This window comes from Pseudomonas sp. 300 (assembly GCF_055803035.1).
Genome location: NZ_JAVLRV010000002.1, coordinates 276,095 through 299,339 on the forward strand (window position 1 = coordinate 276,095; position 23,245 = coordinate 299,339).

The following is a 23,245-nucleotide window of genomic DNA, read 5'->3' on the forward strand; positions in this document are numbered from 1 at the left end:
TGCTCGCTTATGCGGCGCAGGGTCGTAGCGCGGACGAAATCTTGAAACGCTACTTGAGTATTGCTGCTGAAAAACAGCCTGGGCGGGAAGTTTCCATCCGAGCCTGGTCGCTGCACGATCCGTTGGTAGGCGAGTTTCAGCAGCGTGTTGACACAAGACGACTGGACTTCGCGATACGGACGTGCCGCCGCTTGGTCCCTATGCCAGGCGAAGCTGAAGTGATTGGTCGGGTGGCCCATCTGTGCCTGATTGGTGGTCAACAGGCAGGGCTGCGGCGTGATGCCGCTCGCTTCAACAGTTTCCTGAGTCGAGCCTTTTCACTTTTCGAAGGGGCTCTTCCACCGTGGCGGGCCTAAGTCATGAGCTAAATTGGGTAACTGAATAAATAGAGGTCGCGTGCCTGCCTGGCCTGGATCAGTACAAGAGAAAGCGGTGTAGTCTTTCATCGCCCGAGCTACAGACTGAATCGCCCCTAATTTCGTAGTCACTCGATGACCGCTTCTGGCCGAATTGCAGTCGTTCGCAGAAGGTACATAACGGTCTTGGTACCCGCCTAGCTAACTTTTAAAACCCATTAAATCCTGAGCGATACCTACAGCCCTTTCTTACTTCGACGCATTACGTGGATCATCATGGCTATCAATATACTCAAGGCCTAGCGGACCCGTTCCGTAAACCTGTGAAATGTACTCTCCTGATTTAGCCCAGTGAAAGTGTGGCGTATTAGCCGGAAGTATCACCACGCTGCCTGGACCGTAAGCAACCAGCTTGGCCGGATCGAAAACAGTGCCGAAGCCAATATAGAAAACACCGGACATGACGGTGTAGATGCGGTCCTCAGGATGTGTATGGGGCATCAATTTTGTGCCATTCGGCACTTTGACTCTTACCACATAGGGGGCTGGCTTACTCGGGTCGCCGGCCACCACAGCCAGCTTCACTTCTTTGGGGAAGGCTGGAAAGCTGCGCCACTCAACGTCTTCATTATGTAATGCGCCGACCTTATCAAGTGGCAATGGGTGGGCCTGGGCGAACGCCATTGTTGCGCTGGTGGCAACAAGTGCAGCCAGACAAGCAGTTTTCATAATGTTCTTGATCATGAAAGGCACCTTAATTACGCCGTAAAAAAATTGATATCGTCACCTACGCTGCGAGTAAATCCGCTGGAGAAATCGAGGCGGGTCGAATGCGGCTTACTGTATTTGTCACTGACTGCAATGATAATGACGTTGTCGCGCATTACTGTTGATACGCAATGTAATCAATGCCCTGTCACATTCCCGTGGCCAGTGCTCCCCACCCTCATCACGCTCACCAGAGGTAGGCCGCTCGCCCTATCAATGCCGTCGATGGTCACCATCACGCCAATGAAGTTCTCTTAAAAAATCCGCGGCGTAACATCTGCTCCATACCAACCCAAAACACCCCGGAGCACACGATCATGAAACGCCAAACCATTCTCAGCATCGCTTTCTCGGTTTTTGCAGTTAACGCTTTCGCCGCTACCTCGACTCACCCGGTTGTCGCTGAAGGCGGCTCGGATCGTCTGATTGAAAGTCGTGTGGCTGAAGGTGGCTCGGATCGCCTGATCGAAAACCGCGTTGCTGAAGGCGGTTCGGATCGCCTGATCGAGAATCGTGTGGCTGAAGGCGGTTCGGATCGCCTGATCGAGAATCGTGTGGCTGAAGGTGGCTCCGGCCGCCTGATCGAAAACCGCGTTGCTGAAGGCGGCTCGGATCGCCTGATCGAAAACCGCGTAGCAGAAGGTGGCTCCGACCGCCTGATCGAAAACCGCGTTGCCGAAGGTAAGCAAACCAACCACACCATCCGTTAATCAGTATTGCAAAAATGGGGGTGACCATAGATTTTTTGTGAAGTCATGTTTTCGAAGAGGCTTTGTCGGCACGTGCACTGCGGGCGAAACCTTAAGTCCGGATCAGATGCGGCGGAGCAGTTCCTCGAGCTGGCGATGCTCCGCATGGGTCAGTAGCTCGATAGGATCGGATGCATCTCTTGAGCTGAATTCGTACTCTCGGCCGTCGGGGCTGTAACAGCTATCGCAGTAATCGAGCGTACCGCAATCATTGAACAGCGTGATTACTCATCCATCTACATCGACCGTCATCAATCCGCAGTAGATTTCGTTCCAGCTGGCTGAGGTGATTCGTCGCATTGCACGCGAGGCCATGGATGCTTCGCGGAGGATTTGGCAGACTTCTCGAGCTGTGAGCATTTGTACTACCTGATGGGTCTAGTCGCGTTGCACGAGGTGCTTTAACGCATGACGACTTGCGATCACTCGCTCGCGGATTTCTTCGGGTTCGATAGACATCCGCCCTTCGGGAGTGACATGGAGTGTTCTGAGCCCGTTTACAGCAATTATGAATGCTCGCTCGCGCAGTTGCTCCGACTCAGACCGCTTGTCTCGCCATAAGAATCCAATGCACCTCCACAACCATTTCATGCCTTTTCTCATTGCTTCGATAGAGAGAAGCATCTTCGGTGAATAGCTGAAAAATGTCGTCAGCTTTTTGGTGGTGTTCGCAATTTTTCGGTGATGGCTGTTGGAAATGCTGCCGTCGGAACATCAAGAGTGAGCGACCAACCTTCAGATGAGTTTATTCGAACTGATGTTGTTTGGATTTGAAGCCCTTTGTAGAGACTTAAACGCAGCCCGCTTCACGGAAGAAGCGACTCCATTGCACTCAGGGGTCACGAACTTTTGCAGGTTCAGACCGTGCGGTATCCCAAAAGGGATATCAGCTCAGTCCTGATGTCTCCCACAAGCCCTGGTAGTGGCCTAGCGCTCTCGAATCGGTAGAGCTATGTGCGGGCGACCTCCAAATAGGCCAAAGTCTATTTAATGAAAAACTACCCGTGACGGGTCGGCGTCTACCGCTCTGCACTCAACGTAAACCCCGTGCGAAAAGAAGTCGTTACTTTCGCAACGCGGGCTGCATTTTCATCCCCCACGCATCGAAATCGGCTCAGACTTCATGCCTCCTGGATGCTTTGGTAGAGCGGCGACTGAACGGAAAATGAGCTGCGACAGCTGACGCCCGTTGATGTGCATCCGGCGGAACCACCGTGCAAGAGCAAGTCGTTACTTCCGCAACGCGGGCTGTCTTTCATTCCCTACACATCGAAATCGCTGCAGATCTGTTGCCTCCTACGTGTTGATGGGGGGCTGTGGGCCATTCACGCGCTGGTTTAGTCCCACGAGATCACCCTGGGTAAACAGAGCGGCGTGGTTTTTGGCGGGCCTCGTGCGGAAGATGTTGGTGTGTCGCCTGGTCGCAATTTGGTAATTGGGGCACGGAAAAAATAGGTTCTGAAGTTTTTCGGTGGCTCAAGGCACACATTCGGCTCACGGAAAGTTTGTCATCCGACAAATGGTTCTGGAGATTTTACGAGGGCTCCTCGGAACAGCCAGCATGTGTACAGATATCGAAGTTTGGAAGAATGCATTTTCAAATGGGGCTGCGGATTTCGTGCATCGACGGTCGTAATGTATATCAGAATGTCATTGTTTCTTTTAAAGGGCTAAGTGGTTCATTGTTAGGTGGGAATTAGTCAATGTGTAAGATAATAATTTACTCGGTTGTTTGTAAATCAGTCACTTGCGCGTTGGTTTGTAATGCGAGCAATTGAATTGCCTTGAGAAATTCACGAAACGTAATTCCCTTAAAGGCGCGTTGGGTCGGAGTACTGGAAAACAATATTTTATTATATGTCTGGCTGCTTTTATTTGTGTGTGATTTGTCAATTAATAAGTATGTATGTCGGTCAGCTTTTATCGTTTGTCAATATATCTCTAATTATTATTTGGTGCGAAAAAATTGTTGTGGGAAAACACAAAAAACTTACTTGAAGAAGTTTAGTAATGGGACTAGCGTCGTAATCGAGTGACTGACTAATGAGGTGACGATGATGGTCGAGAAAACGCCAAGCGAAATTGAGCCCGGACTCACAAAAGGCGAATTGAACGCGGTCATTGCTAACGTCCTCAGAAGGGGAGACGTCATGGAGTTGGCCTTGCTCGAATTGTCGTTGATCGGCGTAAGGATGCATGAACTCCTCGCCACCCGACTCCAGGATTTCCGAGAACCGGGCGGTTTTGGCGTATTGATCCAAGGTCAAAAACGTAGGGAGGGCAACAATCTTTGTACTCTTATTTGCCCTCCTTCGAATGCGCTGAGGGCGTGGGTTCGCGCTGGTGGCATCAGGGACGGCGATTTGTTATTTCCTGATCCACACGATAAAACCAAGCCGCTCTCTGTTTTCGCGTTCAAAAAAATAGTTTCCGGCTGGTTTCGTGGCATTGATCTCGGAAGTGGCAAACATAACTTTCACAGCTTGCGGCGATCGCTGATTAGAAAACCCCGTAAAGATGGTTGAATTTTTTTCGGTCATTTTGCCGAATTATTCAGGCGATGGAATGTATGCGGAGGTGGCATATGGCGAGTAAAAAATCCCGTAAGGTTAGGTCGACTCTTAGTGGGCAGCAAGTCGGTATTTCAAATGCTCACAAATATCCAAGTACGGATGAAATTGAAGTGTTTGTCCTTGAGTTCGCCAGCAAGAAAGATCATAGGCCTTCCACAATAAATGCGCTCAGAAGTGAATTGCGATTGTTTTGTGAGTTTATCAAAGAACATCATCAGCATTTGTGAAGGGTAGTGGGGTATTTGTTATTGGTGCATGGTTCTGCGATAACTTTATGAAGCGAATTAAACGTTAATTATAGTTGTCAGTAGACGTCTTTTTTGCCAATTACTCACCAGCTTATTTTTTAAAGTCTTCTGTAAAAATTTATTGAGAGGATTCTTACTTGCTGACTCACTATCTGATGCCACCGAATAATATAGTTTTTTCGTGGCCAGACCGCGACTGTCGGGGTGGGTATAGGACTGTTAAAGTTCAATATCCTAATGAAATGCCGGTCAGTTGGGTTGATGCGTTTATTGAGGCTTTTAAACGAGTGTCGGGAAGAGGATCCGATTCAAGTATTCCTATTTACCGTAAAGCAATGAGCAGTATATTGAAATTTATAGGACATTCTGGGGTTGAACAATTTCCTCCCGACAATTGGGATTCCTATATACATGGGCACTTTGAATTTTGCTTATCAACTACCCAGCATCCTAGAGTGCGATTAGAAACATGGTCATATTCTAGAAAGTTGTATCTAGAGCTAGTAAGGCAAGGCTGGATACCGAAGTCAGCGCATATACCAAGAAATAAAGTTAAAGGAGGTTGCCCTGACGAACCATCCGCTCCGCTTGGCGCAAATGTAAAGCGCCTGTCGGTACCCGACCAACTCAACTTGCTGCTTCCAAAGCACATGTTAGTGGCCAAGGGGTTGGAGCTTGAGGATGATGAATACCTGTTGAAAATGAAAGCGGAATTTCTGAGTGCAACAGGTGCAGTGATGGCGGGCTGCACTGAATACTGGGCGGTGATGAAAAAGTGTCATGAGATCGGTAGAAAACTACGAGAGTCAATATTGGAAACAGAAGTAATTCGAGTTTTAAAGTCTGGAGATTTTTTCAAGGACGGCGTTCATCTCGCTGATCCGAACTCCCCTGATTGCTTGGCTTGGACTTTGGCTGTTATTTATCATTTGATGCGTGTTGGCCCTGGGTTTAGTTCGATTAATTATTTGGAACTAGCGAAGGTGCCATTTTTTAATGAGCTAATGACTGATACAAACATCAATGTTAAGTTTTCAAAGCGTTTGCGAGACGTCGCGAGCGCTGTGCCTGCTGATACGCAAGCTAACGAGTGTCTTACAAGGTTACTTGGATTATTATCATTGCGAGATTGCGCCGTAGCCAGTTCAATTTTAATAATTGAAAATCCTTCATTTACCAGTATGTCTCTAACAAACTCCGATCTTTATAGCCAGGCGGGACGTTACTATTTACGCACTAGAGATAATAGCAATTTCAAAGTTTTTAGTGTGTCTAAGCCGAGAGCTTCTAAGAGGAAGATTTCAGTCCTTTCACCTGTCAGTGAGATGGTTGTAACCGATGTCATACAGTTTACAGATTTGATCCGAGTACAACTTAGAGCTGAAGGAAAGAAAAACTGGCGCAAGTTATTTCTATTTGCATCTAGGCAAAAGCTTGGGTCTTCACGATTAATCGGAAGTGCGATGTGCGGTACCAAAAATAAACGCGGATCCTCTGTTTTTATTGCGATAAGAGATCATTTAAGTCACGTAGGTATTCAGGTCGGCGATTTTACGCTGAGCGCACTGAGAACAGCACAGGCGTTAATATGTTTTTTAGAATACGGTAGCTTGAAAAAGGTCGCAGATCTTCTTAGTAACTCCGTGCGTACTGTCAGAAAACATTACATTCCTTCCTGGCTCATTGTGCACTGGGTTAGCCGTGTTATCCGTTTGATGCAACAGAAACTCATCATCATCGCTACCGAAAGTTTCCCATGGCAATTGGACGCAACAGATTTCGAAACGGAGCAACAGTTGCGCCTATTCGTCACTAAAATGCTGTTTTCTGTTAAGCACGGGGATGCATTCAGCCAGCTTATACAAATCAAACTGGCGAAATATGTTGATTCAAAAAATGATTTGTTCTTATCGTTTTTTGAGGCGGATCTTGCAATCCATTTAGATGTTGAGAGTGTCGCCGCCATACATGCATATGCTCATGTGTTCAATGATTCGATACCGCAAATAATTAGCGATATTGTAATACCTGATCAAGAATTTTTAATTTCCAATAGTTCTATATGTGGTTTATCAAAATTGATATATGGAGCGGTAGATATAATCGATAAAGATTTATCGAGTGCGGAATCAGCAGTGCTGGACAAGATTTCAGGGGATAGTGTAGCGCAATTCCAACACGTCCATTCAGAAGCTATTAAGAAAATTGATTTTTATGTAGATAAGTTCAAATATTGTAAGCAAGCATTAGCTTTAATAAAGGGGATGTCATAATGCCTAAAGCAACGAAATCCATCGATCCCTATGACCGAGTGAATATGCTCTTGAAGCAAGCTCGGGATAGAGAAAATGCTGAAAAATCGCCGAGCTTCGTAGCGAGGTGGCTTATCAGCGGAACAATTGGTAGCACCATTTGGAGAACTACTTCCCCCGGCTCTGACAAAATTACAACCATCAATTTCGATCGGGTGCTCAGTGATGGAACTAATCTGGCGGACAAATCTAACTCTTTAATTTTACAGGCGATCCAAACCTGGGCATTTAACTTAAGAATGGGGACAGTGGTTGACTCTCAGTTTGCAACTGAAAGATGGCAGTCATTTATTGATTACTCTGTGAAAATATCAAGTTGGCTCGTAAGGCATAAAGAAATATTTTCGCCAGAGAAATACGCTTTTGGGTTAGTAACTTTGGATGCGATCGAAGGGCTTTTGAAAGAGTTAACGAATGGAGGTTGGTCAGAAGCGCTTTGCGTAAAAGAACGTGTTTTGTATTTTTTTCATGAGGCTACAAATTGTGGAATACCGATTGAAAATTTGATAAACAATCCTTATTGTTTATCAGATGATTTCAAAGATTTAGTAGTTTCGTGGCTAAAAGCAAATAATGGTTACAACTATCGCAAATCGAAAGCTTGTCCGGTAGGAGTTTCTGTATCTAGAGTATTTCTTAAAGCCAATTTTGGAATCAGTAGAACCGGTATGTCGGCAGATTTAAAAGCTTTTTTTCGGCAGTTTGAACCCAAGCTTCATGAAACGTTGTTAGTGCCAGCACGTAGCTGCAGACGTTATCCATCTCAGAACACAATCGGAGTTTCTGAAATTGGTTCAGGTGGGCTTAAAGAAGGCGCCATACTCGACGAGATAACTTTTTTATCTTATTTTTTTACTTCTCACCCGCAGACCTGCGGTTTAATTCCTTATCTGGAAATAAATAAAAAAAGTATAATCGCTGAGTTAGGTCTATCACTGGCGCGAGGGTCGCATACTAGACTTATTCCGTTAACCATCGGCCTGCACGCCATCAATCAGGCGGTTAAATGGGTAATCGTATACGGGGAAACCGTAGTTTCTGCCGCTATATATTATGCTGAGGAGTTCCAAAAGATCCATTCCTCCACTACTCTCAAACACCAATTCGAAAAAAAGAAAAAGCTTTTTGACGCCACAAAACATCAGTGGACTTATACAGATCCTTACAGTGGCGAAGTTTTCTCACTTTGCGATTTGCTAAATATTCAAACACCAGTAGCTAGGAGTGTTGCTGTGTTAGAAACGGATTTGCGCGCTATGGTAGAAGCATTTGTTGGCGCTTGTGCTGTTCTTATCGCAATCCTAAAGCCAATCCGTAATAAAGAACTCTGCAATTTAAAACGGGACAGCTTGGTTATCAACCCATTGTTTGGTGGGTGCTATTTAGAGCATCTGCAAGGTAAGACTGGCGTTATGGGGATTAATTTTCAAATTGCGCGAGATATTCCAAGTATCACTGCGAGGGGCGTCCAGTTACTTCAAGTGCTCGGCTCTCGTCTGTCCACGATCTACGGTGACAGTTCGGATCATGCAAAGGATCTATTTTATCTTCCTGGACTTGGTTTCAAAAAACCCGGCGGAAACACAAATTCTACTCAGACAAATCGGTGTATCGACAGGTTTTGCGATCTGATAGATATACCTTTGGATAAAGCCGGTCGTAGATGGTATTTGCGAGTTCATGAGATGAGGAAATTTTTTCTCCTAGTCACAAACCGTCATCAAGGCCCTCTGGTAAATGAGGCTCTACGCCATGCCGCTGGGCACAATGATCGCGCTCACCTTGAAGCATATATTGCTCTTGATGAATATGATGATGACTATATTCGATTTGAGACAGAGTGCGTCGAAGAAAAATTGATCAGTTTGGAAGCTGGTGGAATAGATAAGAGTAAGCACGAAGGGTTGGTTAGTCTTTATGATTTATGTTGCCAGCACTTCAGGGTTCGTAGTCTTTCATCGATCAGTACTTTTGGCAGGCTCAATCTCTTGACGAGTTTGCGTCTTAATAAGGCTTACGAATTAAGCACCTGTACAATAGTTTCAGCGGACTATGATTCCGAAGTTTTGGAAATTGATTTTGCGATTCGGATAGGGAGTAAAGTGGATGAGAGCTTCCACGCTTAATAATTATCGAGGACGGATTGTTTGGTTGCAAAAAGTTAAAGCTGGCGAGATTATAGTTGATCATAAAAATTGCAAATATGTTGCATCCATTAAGCAGTTCTGCAAAATGAAAGGAGACTCATTCGCTATCATTGCTTACAATTCTCTTAAAAGTGCAGCCAGCCACGGGGAAGTCGGCGATGATAGAAATGATATTTGTTGGGGGGGATTTAAATTATTATTTAGTCAAGCCAAAGATGTAGTCGATACTTCGATTGTTTCAGTTGCGCCGGTACTTCCGAATGCGCGTGTTTTAGCGGATTTAGCCCTGTTGGATGCCCATATTTGCTCAATGGCCTATATAGAGTTGTTGGGCTTTTTATCGAGCTTGGCTGGCACTATTACGACCAATCCGAACCTTGCTGTGGAGAGAATTCGTATACAACTAGAAATTAGCAAGGCCAAGTTTAAGTCTGTCATTTCTCATGCTAGTAACTATGACGGCGCAAAGCCTGGTCTTACATTAATAAAAAAATAGAGGTTTCCACATGGGTGTTCAGCTCTATTCACATCTGAAGCACGTCAAAATTCCTGGAAACGCTTGGCTCTCTCCTCGCCACACATATGTTAGCCGGGACAAGATGTTAGATAATTTACCGCTCTTTCGATGGCCCGACGGTCGTCTTTGTCATCTCGCTAATCAATGGATAATTAATGTCAGTTCTTCGACTAAAGCCAGGGACACGGCGCGTGTTTATGCTTCGCAAATAACTCATATAATTAGATATTGTTTTTTAAAAAAAATAGAAATTTTCGAGCTAAACGATTATCATTTTTATGAGTTTACACAGTATTTAAAAAATAACTTAATTAAGTGCGCTGCTATCAGCGGAGAGTTCGTTGGAAAAAATCATGTGCGCGCGGTGCAGTTGCGTTGTTTATATTTTCTAGTTTGGATATCGAAGCAGTTTGGGCAGTATTTTGATCATTGTCTCATTGGTACGGAAGACCAAAGTCCAAGTATTGTGATTACATGGCGCATTAGTAAGCACTCAGGGCGGCTCGATATTTTTCACCCGGATTTGGTTGAGAATGAGCCTTATAAGGATGATAAGGCCGTGATAACTGAAGCAGCGATTCGCGATATTCAAAACACAATTTATAATATGAGCCTTCAAAGGCAGCGCTTTTTTAATGCCCGTAGTAGTTCTAACAATCATAGCGAGTTAGGGCAGAGCGCTGCTGTTTATTTGTATGAGAGGCGTATGTTTACAATTCGAATGATGAAGCTCACTGGATTGCGACCAGAGGAGCTTGTAGATATTCCTCTTGATTTGAATAATGACGTTATCTCTTCATTAAAGATAAGCATACCTACAAAAAAACAAGGCGTCCCTGCGCCAATTCGGAAGTTTAATATTACACTGCGGGCGGCGCTAGATTTTAATCGCTATCTCAAAGCTAGAAAAAACCATATTGAAGTTTTAGCATCGAGTGGAATAGTTATACGTGGGGAAAAGTCTATTTTGTTGACTGATAGAGGGCAGTCTTTAACTAAGGAAAGTTTAACTAGGGAATTTGCCAGGATTTGTGAGCAGGCAAAGTTTAACGAAGTGCGAACTTGTTTATCGATGTTTCGCCATAGATTTATAACGCGTGAGATCCACACTCTTTTATTGCTGCGATTTGAACGGGATTCATCACTTAAAATCAGCTGGACTGAAGGGCTGCGTGACGATATTTGTTTTATAGTTAAACAAAAAACGGGCCATAGAAATATAGAATCGTTATATGAGTATTTTCATAGTGAGTATGATTTGCTGACTGGTAAATCCGATCGGGCTTCTTCTATGAATCAGAGAGACCGGCTTGATGCTGCTCAAGAAGCGTTAGTTGATCTTAAATTTAAAAGCCATTCTATTGTGAGCAGTACTATTGAGCAAGATATTAAAAAGCTTGAATTAGAAGTTGAATCTCTTTATAAGAAAATCTATGGGGTTGACGAATAGGAATGTTTGTTGAAGGCTAAATTTTAAGGCCGGTCGGATGTTGGTCGTCATTTATGTACACTGGCAAGCGTAGTAGATTATCCAACGCTCAACCGGGCAGTTTAGCGATGTGGGGGGGCTAAGATTAATACCAAGTCATCTGTGCGAATACTAGAAATTCAGTTTTCAAACCGCTCAATCATCCTATGCCTTAGCTAAACAATTCTGCTTTTTTATAATCGCGCACCCTGTGCCATCAGCGTTGTGGACGAATCAATGTCGTGTTCAAGTCTTGAGTCAGGCAATAACAGCACGATTGAAGGCGTACCCATCGCACATGTCTAATTTTCGCTGTTAGCAAAACGGCTGCGGTGCACCGCTATCGAGTAGTTAACCAATTTCAGTGTCAAATTTCAGTGTCAAATTATTTTCTATCTATCTGAAATCATTCATCTATTCTATCTTCTTAAAATTGCTGTCTAGAAAATCAGCGATGTCGCTGACGGGCTGTTACGGATCAATCCGCTCAATCATCAGCCTGATCTGTTCGTGCAGAAAGCCGAAAGTTATCAGGCTCGCTGGCCTTGGCTGACGATTGTCGACACTGACGCTATTCCTGATTGAAGTAAAAGGGGACAGGGCTCGAATACCCCATCCCCTCCATCACGTAACAATCAGAACTTGAACGCCTGACGCCCTACCAACAACCATTTGCCTTTCTGCTTCTGCCAGATCTGGAAATTCTCGATTTCGGTCGGAATCACCTCGGCGCCTTTCAGCGCCTGTGCCGAGAAATGGTTGCGGACCAGCGCGACGTCACCGGACAGGGTGATGGTCTGGTTTTGCATCTCAAGGGTTTTGAAGGCGCTGCGGCCGGTTTCGATGTCGGCGATGTATTCCTGTTTGTTCTGGATTTTGCCGCTGGAATGCCCGTAGGTCAGGTTCTCCGCGGTCAGTGCGTTCAGTTCGGCAATGTTCTTTTTCAGCATCGCCTGGGTCAGGTGATCGACGGCCTGGGCGACATCTTTCTCGCCTGAGGACGAGGCTGCCGCCACGTATCCACTGAAGAGGCACAGAAAACCGATCAGCAATTTCGCTTTTTTCATTGGGTGTTTCCTTGTTGTTGTGGGTGATCGAGTGGCGGATATAGATTCATTCGTCAGTCGTCGTACAACCTAGCATGCACTGAGAAAAAAGCGAACATGGCCGGGCGGGTAATACCGCATGTCGTAAAACCCCGCCCGAATGCAAATAGCCTTCAATTGCACTGTGATGCAGTCGATAACCAGTTCAGAAGCCATCCGCGAATGGCTGTACCCAACTGACAGGGGACCCACAGAGTGTCGATAAAACTACGTTTGATCCTGCTGATAGGCACCGGTCTGCTCACGGCGTTGATCATGAGCCTGGTCAGTTACCTGGGAAATTCGCAAATGGCGACTGCGGTGAATGACAACGAGGTCAGCATGGCCGCGCTGCGCAATCACCTTGAAGCCGACATGATGCACGACGCGTTGCGCGCGGATGTGCTGTTGGCGATGGTCGTCGGGCTGGGCAAAAGCACCAGCACCCCTGCCGATGTGCGCAGTTCCATCGAGGAACACGCCTCGCACTTTCGTGAAGTGCTGGGTGAAAACCTCAAACTGCCGGTCAACGACACCATCAAGGCTGGCCTTAACAAGATCAAACCGAGCCTCGACACCTACATCAGTGCCGCCGAGCGCATCGTCGGGCTGGCGCTGGAAAACCCGGATGCCGTGCAAAAGGAACTGGGCACGTTCAACACGGTGTTCAGCCAACTGGAAGACCAGATGGCCGCCCTCAGCGAGCTGATCGAGACCAACACTCAACAGACCAGCGCAGGCACGCAGCACGCCATCAGTAACGCCAACGTCACGCTCGGTATTGTGCTCGTCGTCAGTCTGTTGCTGCTGATTGCCCAGGGCCGCTGGGTGATCCTGAGCATCATGGGACCGTTGCGGACCGCCAGCCGTATTGCCGAGAGCATCGCCCACGGCAACCTCAGCGAACCCATTGTCGAACCCACCCGCAATGACGAAGCCAGCGCACTGATTCGCAGCCTCGCGACCATGCAACGTGACTTGCGCGGCATGATCGAAGTCGTGCGCAGCAACGCCCACGGCGTCAGCGGCATGAGCGCGCAATTGAGCGACGGTTGCCACGAAGTCGCTGGCAGCAGCCAGCAGCAAAGCGCCGCCGCCAGCACCATGGCCGCCGCTGCGAGTGAAATGACCGCGAGCATCGAAGAAATCACCCGGCACGCCGAGCGTGCGCTGAACATGGCCAACCAGGCCGAGACGCTGGCCAAGGACGGTGGTCGGGTGATCCATCAGGTGGTCAATGACATGGACGGGATCGCGCGTTCAGCACAGCAGTCGGCACAGGTCATTCGCACGCTGGACAAGGATTCCGAGGCGATATTCAGCATCATCCAGGTGATCAAAGGCATTGCCGATCAAACCAACCTGTTGGCGCTCAACGCGGCCATCGAGGCGGCTCGCGCCGGTGAGCAGGGCCGTGGCTTTGCCGTGGTGGCCGACGAGGTCCGTAGCCTGGCGGGACGCACCAGCGCCTCGACCCAGGAAATTGCCGCGATGGTTTCACGCATCCAGCAAAGCACCCGCGAAGCCGTCACCAGCATGGAGGCGGGCGTCGCGCAGGTCGACAAGGGCATGGCCGTGACCGCCGACGTCGAACGCGCCATCCGCGAAATTCTCGAGGCCACGCTGAACACCACGCAACTGGTGAATGACATCTCCCGCACGATTGGTGAGCAGAGCCTGGCGAGCAATGAAATAGCGCATCAGGTGGAGATGATTGCGGGCATGTCCGAGGGCAACAGCAAGGTCATTGGCCAGACGGCTTCGACCACGGATGATTTGTCGGCGCTGGCGGGCAAGTTGTCGCAATCGGTGGATCGGTTCAGGCTGTGAAGCGGCGTCTGACCTGACGCCATCGCGGGCAAGCCCGCTCCCACAAGGTCCGTGTCGAGCCTGACTACTGCGTACGACACGGTTCCTGTGGGAGCGGGCTTGCCCGCGATGGCAATCGCTCAGGCAAAACAGAACGAATGGCCTAGAGATACTTATCCGTCACCGCCCCCTCCGAAGCACTGGAAACAGTCTTCGCATACTTGGCCAACACCCCGCGTTTGTACTTCGATTCCGGCCGCACCCAGCGGGTCTTGCGCTCGGCCAGTTCAGCATCGGAAACATCCACGGTGATCTGCCGGCTTTCGGCATCGATGGTGATTTTGTCGCCGTCTTCGATCAGCGCAATCGGCCCGCCATCAAAGGCTTCCGGTGTAATGTGCCCCACCACAAATCCGTGTGAACCACCGGAAAAGCGGCCGTCGGTAATCAACGCAACGTCCTTGCCCAAGCCCTTGCCCATGACCGCCGACGTCGGCGAGAGCATTTCGCGCATGCCCGGGCCGCCCTTGGGCCCTTCGTAGCGAATCACGATCACCTCGCCCGCTTTCACTTCGCCGTTGAGAATCCCGGCCAATGCGCCTTCTTCGCCGTGGTAGACCCGCGCCGTGCCTTCAAAGCGCAGACCTTCCTTGCCGGTGATCTTGGCCACCGCGCCGGTGGGCGAAAGGTTGCCGCGTAGCACCACCAGGTGCGAGTCCTTTTTCACCGGCTGGTCGAAGGGCAGAATCACGTCCTGGCCGTCGGGATAATCCGCCACATTTTCGAGGTTTTCCGCGAGGGTCTTGCCGGTCACCGTCATCGCATCACCATGCAGCATGCCGGCCGCGAGCATGCGCTTCATCAGCGGTTGAATGCCACCGATGGCAACCAGTTCGCTCATCATGTATTTGCCGCTGGGGCGCAAGTCGGCCACTACGGGGGAGACCTTGCCCAGCTCGACGAAATCATCCAGCGTCAACTCGACATCCACCGCATGCGCCATGGCCAACAGATGCAGCACGGCATTGGTCGAGCCGGCGAGGGCGATGACCACGCGGATCGCATTTTCAAAGGCTTTGCGGGTCATGATGTCCCGCGGTTTGAGGTCCAGCTTCAACAACGCCATGACCTGCTGGCCGGCGCGGAAGCTGTCCGAGGCCTTGTCGCTGCCGACCGCATCTTGAGAGCTCGAACCGGGCAGGCTCATGCCCAGCGCTTCAATGGCCGAGGCCATGGTGTTGGCCGTGTACATGCCGCCGCAGGAACCGGGGCCGGGAATCGCCACTTCCTCGATCTGCTTGACCTGGATTTCGTTGATGTCGCCGCGTGCATTTTGGCCCACGGCTTCGAACACGGAGATGATGTCGGTGTGGCCGGCGCCGGGCCGAATCGTCCCGCCATAGACGAAGATGGAAGGGCGGTTCAGCCGCGCCATGCCGATCAGGCAGCCCGGCATGTTCTTGTCGCAGCCGCCCACGGTCACCAGGCCATCGAAGCCTTCGCAACCGGCCACGACCTCGATGGAATCGGCAATCACCTCGCGCGATACCAACGAATACTTCATGCCTTCCGTGCCGTTGGCGATGCCGTCGGAAATCGTGATGGTGTTGAAAATGACGCCCTTGGCCCCGGCGGCATTCGCGCCTTTTTCCGCCTCGATCGCCAGTTTGTCGATGTGCATGTTGCACGGCGTCACCATCGCCCAGGTCGAGGCGATGCCGATCTGCGGTTTCTTGAAGTCCTCGTCGGTGAAACCCACCGCCCGCAGCATCGAGCGACCGGGCGCACGCTCCACGCCATCGACCACTTGAGAGGAATATTTGCGCAGATCGTCTTTAATAACCATGACTGCTCCTCACCGGCTCATCGAAAAAACAGGTTGAGTATAGTGGCCCCGGCGCGCGTGTCCGGACTATCAGGTCGGGAACAGACGCGCGGGTTTGCTCCAGCGTGATATTCTTCGCCTCAACTTGGTTTGACCTATTCAGTTTGCGTGTCCTCGAGACGCGCCAACAGAATCACTGTCGCTCAAGTAGCTGAAGCCAATAACGATAAAAAGTCAGTTCAGTAGGGACATATAAACTGAGGTCGATGGATCACGTCGGCCTTGTGTGCCCACCCTCCAATCGTCATGCGCGAGAACCCGCGGCATCTGCCTGTATGCCGTGAAACAAGGGTTTCGTTATGAGGATGGAAGGGCGGATGGCGTTTTATCAAAGGTGCTACAGATGTTTAAGAAAATGAACACGGCCCTGCTGGGGCTGGCTTTGTCGATGGGGATCACGTCCGTTCACGCGGAAGAGGCAAAGAAAGTCGATGTACTGCTGATCGGCGGCGGCATCATGAGCGCAACCCTCGGTGTCTGGCTCAATGAGCTGGAACCTGGCACTTCGATGGAAATGATCGAACGCCTCGACGGCGTCGCCCTGGAAAGCTCCAACGGTTGGAACAACGCCGGTACCGGTCACTCCGCCCTGGCCGAGTTGAACTACACCCCGGAAGACGAGAACGGCAAAGTCTCGATCCCGAAAGCCGTTGAAATCAACGAAGCGTTCCAGATCTCCCGTCAATTCTGGGCCTGGCAGGTTCAGCAAGGCGTGCTGAAGAACCCGCGCTCGTTCATCAACTCCACACCGCACATGAGCTTTGTGTGGGGCGATGACAACATCAAGTTCCTGAAAAAGCGCTACGAAGCCCTGCAAGCGAGCCCGCTGTTCGCCGGCATGCAGTACTCGGAAGACCCGGCGCAGATCGCCAAGTGGGTTCCGCTAATGATGGAAGGGCGCGACCCGAACCAGAAAATCGCGGCCACCTGGTCCCCGATCGGCACCGACGTGAACTTCGGCGAGATCACCCGCCAGTTCGTTGCGCACCTGCAAACCACGCCAAAATTCGACTTGAAACTGTCTAGCGAAGTGCAAGACATCACCAAGAACGAAGACGGCACCTGGCGCGTCAGCTACAAAAACCTGAAAGACGGCACTAAGTCCGAAACCGACGCCAAGTTCGTGTTCATCGGCGCGGGCGGCGGTGCACTGCACCTGCTGCAGAAGTCCGGCATTCCTGAAGCCAAGGAATACGCAGGCTTCCCGGTCGGCGGTTCGTTCCTCGTCACCGAAAACCCGACCATCGCCGAGCAACACCTGGCCAAGGCTTACGGTAAAGCCTCGGTTGGCGCACCGCCAATGTCGGTTCCGCACCTGGACACCCGTGTCCTGGACGGCAAGCGCGTCATCCTGTTTGGCCCATTCGCGACCTTCAGCACCAAGTTCCTCAAAGAAGGCTCGTACCTGGACCTGCTGACCACCACCACCACGCACAACGTGTGGCCAATGACCAAGGTCGGCATCAAGGAATACCCGCTGGTCGAGTACCTTGCCGGTCAGCTTATGCTGTCGGATGAAGACCGCCTCAACGCCCTGAAAGAATACTTCCCGAACGCCAAGGCTGAAGACTGGCGCCTGTGGCAAGCCGGCCAGCGCGTGCAAATCATCAAGCGTGATGAAGCCGCCGGTGGCGTGCTGAAACTGGGCACCGAAATCGTTGCTTCCGCTGACGGCACCATCGCCGGCCTGCTGGGCGCATCGCCAGGTGCTTCGACCGCTGCACCGATCATGCTGACCGTGCTGCAGAAAGTGTTCAAGGACAAGGTCGCGTCGCCAGCCTGGCAGGAAAAACTGCACCAGATCGTGCCGAGCTATGGCACGCAACTGAATGGCAGTCCTGAGAAGGTTGCGCAAGAGTGGGCTTACACCGCCAAGGTCCTGCAACTGACTCCGCCTCCGGCGATGGGTCAGGTTGCGGCCCCGGCTGCTGCTCCGGCTGAAGCGCCAAAGGCGCCGAAGGCTAACGCTGCTAGCGACATGGCTCTGTAACTGGAAGCCTGATCAAAAAGCCCACTGGATCGGCGACGGTCCAGTGGGTTTTTTTGTTCCTGGAATACGGGGCTGGCGGGTAGCTTTCGTCTACCTTCACGCAACTTGCAAAAGCAATGCAGATGGGGCTTGATCGCCTGCAAACGGCCATTCACCACAGGGATCTGTTTATGCCGCTGAGTTTCCATAAGATGCACGCCAATGGCGACGACTTCGTGGTCGTGGACGCACGAAACTCGGCCACTCCAGTGACAAGCGCCCTGGCTCGGCGCATGGGCGATCGCCACCGTGGCGTCGGCTTCAATCAACTCGCAGTGGTGCTCGATTGCGAGGACGCCGATGCGCGATTGATGTTCTGGAATACCGACGGCTCCCCGCTGGATGTGTGTGGCAGCGCCACGCGGGGGGCTGCGGACAGGCTGATGCGCGAATCGAATTCGACGTCGGTAACGCTCCGCACCAACCGGGGGTTGCTCACTTGCCGACGAACCTCCAACGGCAACATTTCCGTCAGCATGGGGCCGCCGCTGTTCGGCTGGTCGGATGTTCCCCTGGCTCAGGAAATGGATACGTTGGTTCTGCCCCTTGATGGCGGCCCGGCGGCGTGCAGCATGGGCAATCCGCACTGCACCTACTTTGTGGATGACGTGACGGCGATTGATATTGCGGCCATCGGACCCACCCTTGAAACCCACCCGCTGTTCCCCAACAGGACCAACGTGCACTTCGTTCAGATCATTGACCGCAAGCACATTCGGCTGCGCATTTGGGAGCGCTGGGGCGCTATTCCGCTCGGTTCAGGTTCGTGTTCTTGTGGCGCCGCGGTTAATGGAATTCGGCGCGGGTTGTTGGACGATACCGTTGAGGTTGAATGTGATGGTGGGAGTGTTACGGTTCGATGGGATGGTGTGGGGGCGGTGTTTTTGATTGGGCCGGTGGAGGCGGTTTTTTCGGGGACAGTTGCGGATAGCTTGTTAAAAGACTGATTACTGCTTTGTCGTGAAAAGCGGAGAAGCCCCCATTGGGCTTCGAAGCAGAGCTGAGTGGGTCCATTCACTGCCCTTCGCGAAAGGCAGCAATCGGCCAAAAGCGGTCTCTCAGTTTCTTTGCGAATCAGGGCCAATTCAGTCACCGGTAGAGTTGAAAAAAATGTCCGCTGCGAGCCTGGAGGGTATTTAGAAAACCCAGGGTAATTTAGCTCTCAGGTTATGCCGCAATGATGATATTCGATATGTCGTTATAGCGCTCATAGAACGGGTAATGATCGTCAGCTATGGCGAAATTACAGGCTATGCATTCATACCCTACAAGCTCCAATGACAAAAGCTACCATTAAAGTAGCTTCTGCCAGCGACAACCTATTTTTTAGAGGACTTACTAGGTTTCAAGTCGGGTTTATTTCCCGGCGTGTCTTTATTGTCACGACGACGCTGATCAAGTTCACCGGTTGACTTGGCAATTGGCTTTGGGCCTGGTTTAAGCGCCATAACATTTCTCCTTGATGTTAATATTTATTTGGGTTGTTGCAGAATCATCTTATTGGTACTGATGAATACTATCAATAGACATAAGACGCTTGATTTTAGCTATGTGAAAAATTAAATTAGCTTTGGCAGCATCTACTGGTTATCTAACGGTAGACCAGTTTGTTGGTTTACGTCCATTGGTGCGACGTTGCAGGTAGCACAGCACGTCCAGAGTCATTCGAGCATCGCCCCGGGCGCGGTGGGCGCCGACCTCCGGCCCCGTTTCGCTGGCGGCCTCGATCAGCTTGATCCAGCGCCATTGCCAGCCCAGGCGCCCTTCTACCCATTCACCATTCCATGAGGTATACAGCAGCATTGCGCATGCGATGGTCAGCTCCGGGGGGTTAGTCCGTGGCGCTGGTGGGTCAGCGACAATAGGCGTAGATCAAAGGAGAAGCGGTAAGTCACGACCGTTCACCCCGCGACGATAGCCGCATATTGCTCAGCCACCTCTGGCCCGGTCAATGAGGTGGCCATAATGTCGTCGGTGATACCCATCAATCCATGTGAAATCGTGCATGGTCTGAGACAACCAGACCAAGGCCTCCTGGCTAGGGTATCGGCAGGCCCTCCCTGGCCGATGGCTGCCTGTCATAAAGGGCAGAAAACGACCCTAAGCAGCCTTCGTCAACGGACGACGAGGGCCAAAAGCTGTCTTCAGTGTGTCCATGGAGCACGGGTAATTTTGCCTAGCTCAGGTAGATGTTAGGGCTCGCGCTGACTCGTTAATATCAAGTAATATTATCCAAAGCACCGCTTTACCGCTGAGCGTCAGATAATCTACGGTTACTATTGCTAATTTATCAAGTGTCCACTTGCCAAGGAAGACTCCATGCCAGAAGTACATGAAGTGGTTTTACGTCTGAATGGCGAGAAAATAAAATTCGAAAGCTATGAAAAATTGAAATCGTACTTGGAGTTGCAGATCGCGCATTGGGAATGGTTAACTAAATTGCCGGGCGCGTACAAAGATGCAGGCCAGGCAATATTTGAAACTTACTTCTCGAGACCGATCCAGGAAATAAAGCAGTACACTAGTAAGATTGTCTTGCCAGAATTTAGATTGGATAATGAAAAAATGCCATTCATTCTCTACGATAGTGATGAGGGTTTCCTTATCAGAAGGACTAAGGAAGAGTATGATGAGGTAACTGCCGCTCTGGCTCTTGTGTATTTGAATAAACATACAAGAAGCGCCGTTCATCGTGATGGGCAGATAAGCAGCCTAACACAGAGTGATCGGCTCTCGTTTGAAAAATCGATCGCAATACAAATTGCTATTTCACTCCAAGGGTTTTCTTCCATAGGCTCTGAAGCTCGTTCATCCGTGATGAAGGAAACGTTGGATCGTTTTGTTTCCCATGCAGAGCTAGCGACCGATGCAGTCAATGAGTATGTTACGGATATTATCGACTCTACATCATCAGCAAAATCGGATATAGACGGACTTGCCAATTCGCTGACGGCTGCTTACCTGCGGCGTCGTAAAAGATATGCAGCTTACATGCTAAAAGTTCGTGACTCTTCACGAGCAGCCGTCAGCGAAGCAACGCATACTTTGGCGTCTGCGAAAGCGGCTTATCACGACCAAGTAGACTTAGATGCTTCTGTTCAGTACTGGAATGCTCGTAGGCGTAATCATTCGATGTTTAAGGTTGTTTGGTTTTTTGCTATCTTGCTAAGCATGGCAGTAATGTTTAGTTCGGTATTGGGATACTTCGGAGCTGGCGGTGCTGTGGGCCTGTCTAGCTTAATTCACCAGCTACGCACGGAAGAGGCAATCCCTGTCAATCCGCCTTCAATGCGATTAGATTCATCACCATCCTCAACGCAACCGACAAATTTTGCAGTCATCCCGACTAAACTCGCACCTATCGCCTCTGAATCCACAGCGACTTCCTTGAATTCATTGTCGACAATAGCCGTAGCAGGGCCCATTCGCTCTGAACTCACTCTTGCGGTGGCGGATCTAGCGGGAGTCGCGCTTTTGATAACGTTGTTAGGAATTCTTATTAAAATTACTCTTCGTCAGTTTAACACCCATTCTTACCTAGCTTTGGAAGCCGAAGAAAGAATTACGTTCACAAAGACATATTTAGCTTTGCTGAATGAAGGTAAACTGAAGTCCGAGGACGATCGCAAGTTGGTTTTAGAAAGTTTGTTTAGATCCACGAAATCTGGATCAATAGAAGAAATTCCATTTTCGAGCCCTTTGGAATTAATTTTCAAAACCATCGGTGATAAAAAACCAGGCTAAAACTTCAGAAGGCAGGCCACAGCTTGGGTTGATAGCGGCTTCTAGCGGATGCCAGCTTTCGACCCTTTGCTGCCGGTCAGCAACGGCAAAATTTGGCCGAATTCTGCCGGTCGCGACAGGCAGAAATCGGCCAAAGGCAGGCAGTCGAGACTTACGATCTCACCCTGAGCACCACCGCTGTACTATAGGCATCCTACTTAGACAGAGCGATGTCGGAAAGAGCATCATCAACAGCAATGGCGTCACTAAAAGCACAAGTCCGAACGTCAGATGCGCAGTGACGCTCCTACGCTACTTTATATTTAAGAGGCGTATCCAGCAAGTCTTGCATAGTTCATATATCGCAACGCATTGTGGCTTCACAGAAGATACACCTTTTCCGAACTTCAAAGCTAACGCCAGAATCAGCAGAAAAGGCCAAAGATTCAACTGAAATGCATAGGTTTTCGGATCAAAATAGTTCTTTGAAGTTTCAATAATTTTAGTATATTTATCAATGCTTTGCTGAGTAGTAATCTGTGTCTCTGTCCAGTCATTAAGCTGCTTCAGCTCGCTATTTGGAGTGGATAAACATGGGGTAAGCGCAGTGAGGATAAGTGTAGCGTTATCGACCAGTGCAAGCTGCATTTGCTTAACGTAATCTCCTGCTTCCGACCCGCGGTAAACCGCTTCATCAAGCATCTGTATTTGGTCCAAGCTTTTGCTTTTAATCACGCTATTGGCAATACTGACTTCGTAATATGCACCGAGTCCTAGGTTTCTCTGAGAAAGCAATTTATAGTTTTTGATTAATTCTTGGGTGGTAGTGGAGAGTAATACCTTTGACTTCTCAATCTCCAACAGCATTGATTCTGCGCTATTGCAGACTTTTAAAAGTCTTTTTTCAATAGGTAGACCCGCCCCAGCGTTAGCGACTGAAACGAATGTGGTTACCATGGGGGATAATTTTGTTGCGGCCTCACATGTAGGTGTTGAGACGCTCTCTTTGCAAATGTCGGCCAATTTTGGAATTGAATTTATCAAGTTGATATAGCCTTCATAAAGACCTATGTCCATCTTGACTTTTACGTGTGGTTGATTTTCTAGTGCCAGCTGCTGCTCTTTCTGAAGTAATTCTTGATTCTGCTGTGCTTCAACTACTTGTCGCTGTCCGCTATTGTTGTGGAATAATAGAATTATCCCAATTGCTGCTAATGGATAATATAGACAATCAACCCACGTCCAAACCTTTGACTTATGGCATAGAAACCCGATTAGGCCTATAAAAAAGAACGTTATCACGCTAAAAATAATCAGCAACGGCATCAGTGCATCTCGATCTTGTAGAAAAATTGATTCTGCAACGAAATTCAGGTTAGTGGCAATATCGCATCACACGCTACGGCACAAGCAGTGCGCCCCAGCTCAAAGTGCCGAACGTCTTCAGTTGCCCAACCGACTGCTTCTGGCCGATTGCGCCTCTCACGACGGCAGCGATCGGCCGGAGCTGTCAGCCTCGCTCCAGCCTATGACTTCGCCCTTTATTACCAACGGTGGGCATAAGTTATATTGAGCG

Annotated in this window: 16 protein-coding genes and 4 pseudogenes; 14 read left to right on the forward strand and 6 right to left on the reverse strand. The window is 49.6% G+C overall.

Annotated elements, in window-relative coordinates; all coding sequences use genetic code 11:
- Positions 1–356: pseudogene (locus tag Q7W83_RS07370) on the forward strand (TetR/AcrR family transcriptional regulator); the annotation flags it as partial.
- 249 nt (positions 357–605) lie between these two features.
- Here Q7W83_RS07370 and Q7W83_RS07375 read toward each other — a convergent pair.
- Positions 606–1,100, reverse strand: a complete 495-nt coding sequence (locus tag Q7W83_RS07375) for a cupin domain-containing protein (RefSeq protein ID WP_150653216.1) — start codon at positions 1,098–1,100, stop codon at positions 606–608.
- Between the two features lie 341 nt (positions 1,101–1,441).
- Here Q7W83_RS07375 and Q7W83_RS07380 point away from each other — a divergent pair, with 341 nt between their 5' ends.
- Entirely contained in the window at positions 1,442–1,834 is a 393-nt protein-coding gene (locus Q7W83_RS07380) for a hypothetical protein (RefSeq protein WP_473655847.1), read from the forward strand.
- A 102-nt stretch (positions 1,835–1,936) separates the two neighbouring features.
- On the opposite strand, the pseudogene Q7W83_RS07385 reads toward Q7W83_RS07380, so the two are convergent.
- Positions 1,937–2,233 (reverse strand): annotated as a pseudogene (locus Q7W83_RS07385) (DUF7693 family protein).
- A gap of 1,694 nt (positions 2,234–3,927) precedes the next feature.
- Between Q7W83_RS07385 and Q7W83_RS07390 the strand changes: the two are divergent.
- The 7 genes and pseudogenes from Q7W83_RS07390 to Q7W83_RS07420 all read left to right on the forward strand — a co-directional run.
- Positions 3,928–4,398, forward strand: coding sequence for a hypothetical protein (locus Q7W83_RS07390; protein WP_473655848.1), 471 nt, complete (start codon positions 3,928–3,930; stop codon positions 4,396–4,398).
- A gap of 59 nt (positions 4,399–4,457) precedes the next feature.
- Complete coding sequence (locus tag Q7W83_RS07395; protein ID WP_473655849.1) at positions 4,458–4,673, forward strand: hypothetical protein; 216 nt, start codon at positions 4,458–4,460, stop codon at positions 4,671–4,673.
- A gap of 158 nt (positions 4,674–4,831) precedes the next feature.
- Positions 4,832–6,967 (forward strand): hypothetical protein, encoded by a 2,136-nt coding sequence (locus tag Q7W83_RS07400; RefSeq protein ID WP_473655850.1) that lies wholly within the window; start codon positions 4,832–4,834, stop codon positions 6,965–6,967.
- Positions 6,967–9,132: a hypothetical protein gene (locus Q7W83_RS07405; protein ID WP_473655851.1), complete on the forward strand. Its 2,166-nt coding sequence runs from the start codon at positions 6,967–6,969 to the stop codon at positions 9,130–9,132. Before Q7W83_RS07400 ends, Q7W83_RS07405 begins: the two co-directional genes overlap by 1 nt.
- Positions 9,113–9,649 (forward strand): hypothetical protein, encoded by a 537-nt coding sequence (locus Q7W83_RS07410; RefSeq protein WP_473655852.1) that lies wholly within the window; start codon positions 9,113–9,115, stop codon positions 9,647–9,649. The genes Q7W83_RS07405 and Q7W83_RS07410 overlap by 20 nt, the downstream gene beginning before the upstream one ends.
- Positions 9,650–9,659: 10 nt before the next feature.
- Positions 9,660–11,120, forward strand: coding sequence for a hypothetical protein (locus Q7W83_RS07415; RefSeq protein ID WP_473655853.1), 1,461 nt, complete (start codon positions 9,660–9,662; stop codon positions 11,118–11,120).
- Positions 11,121–11,597: 477 nt separating this feature from the next.
- Positions 11,598–11,723, forward strand: a pseudogene (locus Q7W83_RS07420) (nucleotidyltransferase family protein); the annotation flags it as partial.
- Between the two features lie 50 nt (positions 11,724–11,773).
- Here the strand turns inward: Q7W83_RS07420 and Q7W83_RS07425 are convergent.
- Entirely contained in the window at positions 11,774–12,205 is a 432-nt protein-coding gene (locus Q7W83_RS07425) for a nuclear transport factor 2 family protein (RefSeq protein WP_150638535.1), read from the reverse strand.
- A gap of 234 nt (positions 12,206–12,439) precedes the next feature.
- Between Q7W83_RS07425 and Q7W83_RS07430 the strand changes: the two are divergent.
- Positions 12,440–13,195 (forward strand): annotated as a pseudogene (locus Q7W83_RS07430) (HAMP domain-containing protein); the annotation flags it as partial.
- A gap of 132 nt (positions 13,196–13,327) precedes the next feature.
- The gene (locus Q7W83_RS07435; protein ID WP_407013083.1) at positions 13,328–14,053 is read left to right on the forward strand and encodes a methyl-accepting chemotaxis protein; all 726 of its coding nucleotides are present in this window, start codon (positions 13,328–13,330) and stop codon (positions 14,051–14,053) included.
- A 142-nt stretch (positions 14,054–14,195) separates the two neighbouring features.
- Here the strand turns inward: Q7W83_RS07435 and ilvD are convergent, their stop codons facing one another.
- Positions 14,196–15,878 (reverse strand): dihydroxy-acid dehydratase, encoded by a 1,683-nt coding sequence (gene ilvD / locus Q7W83_RS07440; protein ID WP_150653156.1) that lies wholly within the window; start codon positions 15,876–15,878, stop codon positions 14,196–14,198.
- Positions 15,879–16,260: 382 nt separating this feature from the next.
- Between ilvD and mqo the strand changes: the two genes are divergently transcribed.
- Together mqo and dapF are read left to right on the forward strand one after the other, a co-directional pair.
- Positions 16,261–17,907 (forward strand): malate dehydrogenase (quinone), encoded by a 1,647-nt coding sequence (mqo, locus tag Q7W83_RS07445; RefSeq protein ID WP_473655854.1) that lies wholly within the window; start codon positions 16,261–16,263, stop codon positions 17,905–17,907.
- A gap of 170 nt (positions 17,908–18,077) precedes the next feature.
- Entirely contained in the window at positions 18,078–18,893 is an 816-nt protein-coding gene (gene dapF / locus Q7W83_RS07450; protein ID WP_473657595.1) for a diaminopimelate epimerase, read from the forward strand.
- A gap of 640 nt (positions 18,894–19,533) precedes the next feature.
- Here the strand turns inward: dapF and Q7W83_RS07455 are convergent.
- Positions 19,534–19,749, reverse strand: coding sequence for a hypothetical protein (locus tag Q7W83_RS07455; RefSeq protein WP_473655855.1), 216 nt, complete (start codon positions 19,747–19,749; stop codon positions 19,534–19,536).
- A 516-nt stretch (positions 19,750–20,265) separates the two neighbouring features.
- Here Q7W83_RS07455 and Q7W83_RS07460 point away from each other — a divergent pair.
- Entirely contained in the window at positions 20,266–21,690 is a 1,425-nt protein-coding gene (locus Q7W83_RS07460; protein WP_473655856.1) for a DUF6161 domain-containing protein, read from the forward strand.
- A 291-nt stretch (positions 21,691–21,981) separates the two neighbouring features.
- Here Q7W83_RS07460 and Q7W83_RS07465 read toward each other — a convergent pair whose 3' ends face one another.
- Complete coding sequence (locus Q7W83_RS07465; protein ID WP_473655857.1) at positions 21,982–22,995, reverse strand: hypothetical protein; 1,014 nt, start codon at positions 22,993–22,995, stop codon at positions 21,982–21,984.
- Positions 22,996–23,245 lie beyond the last annotated feature (250 nt).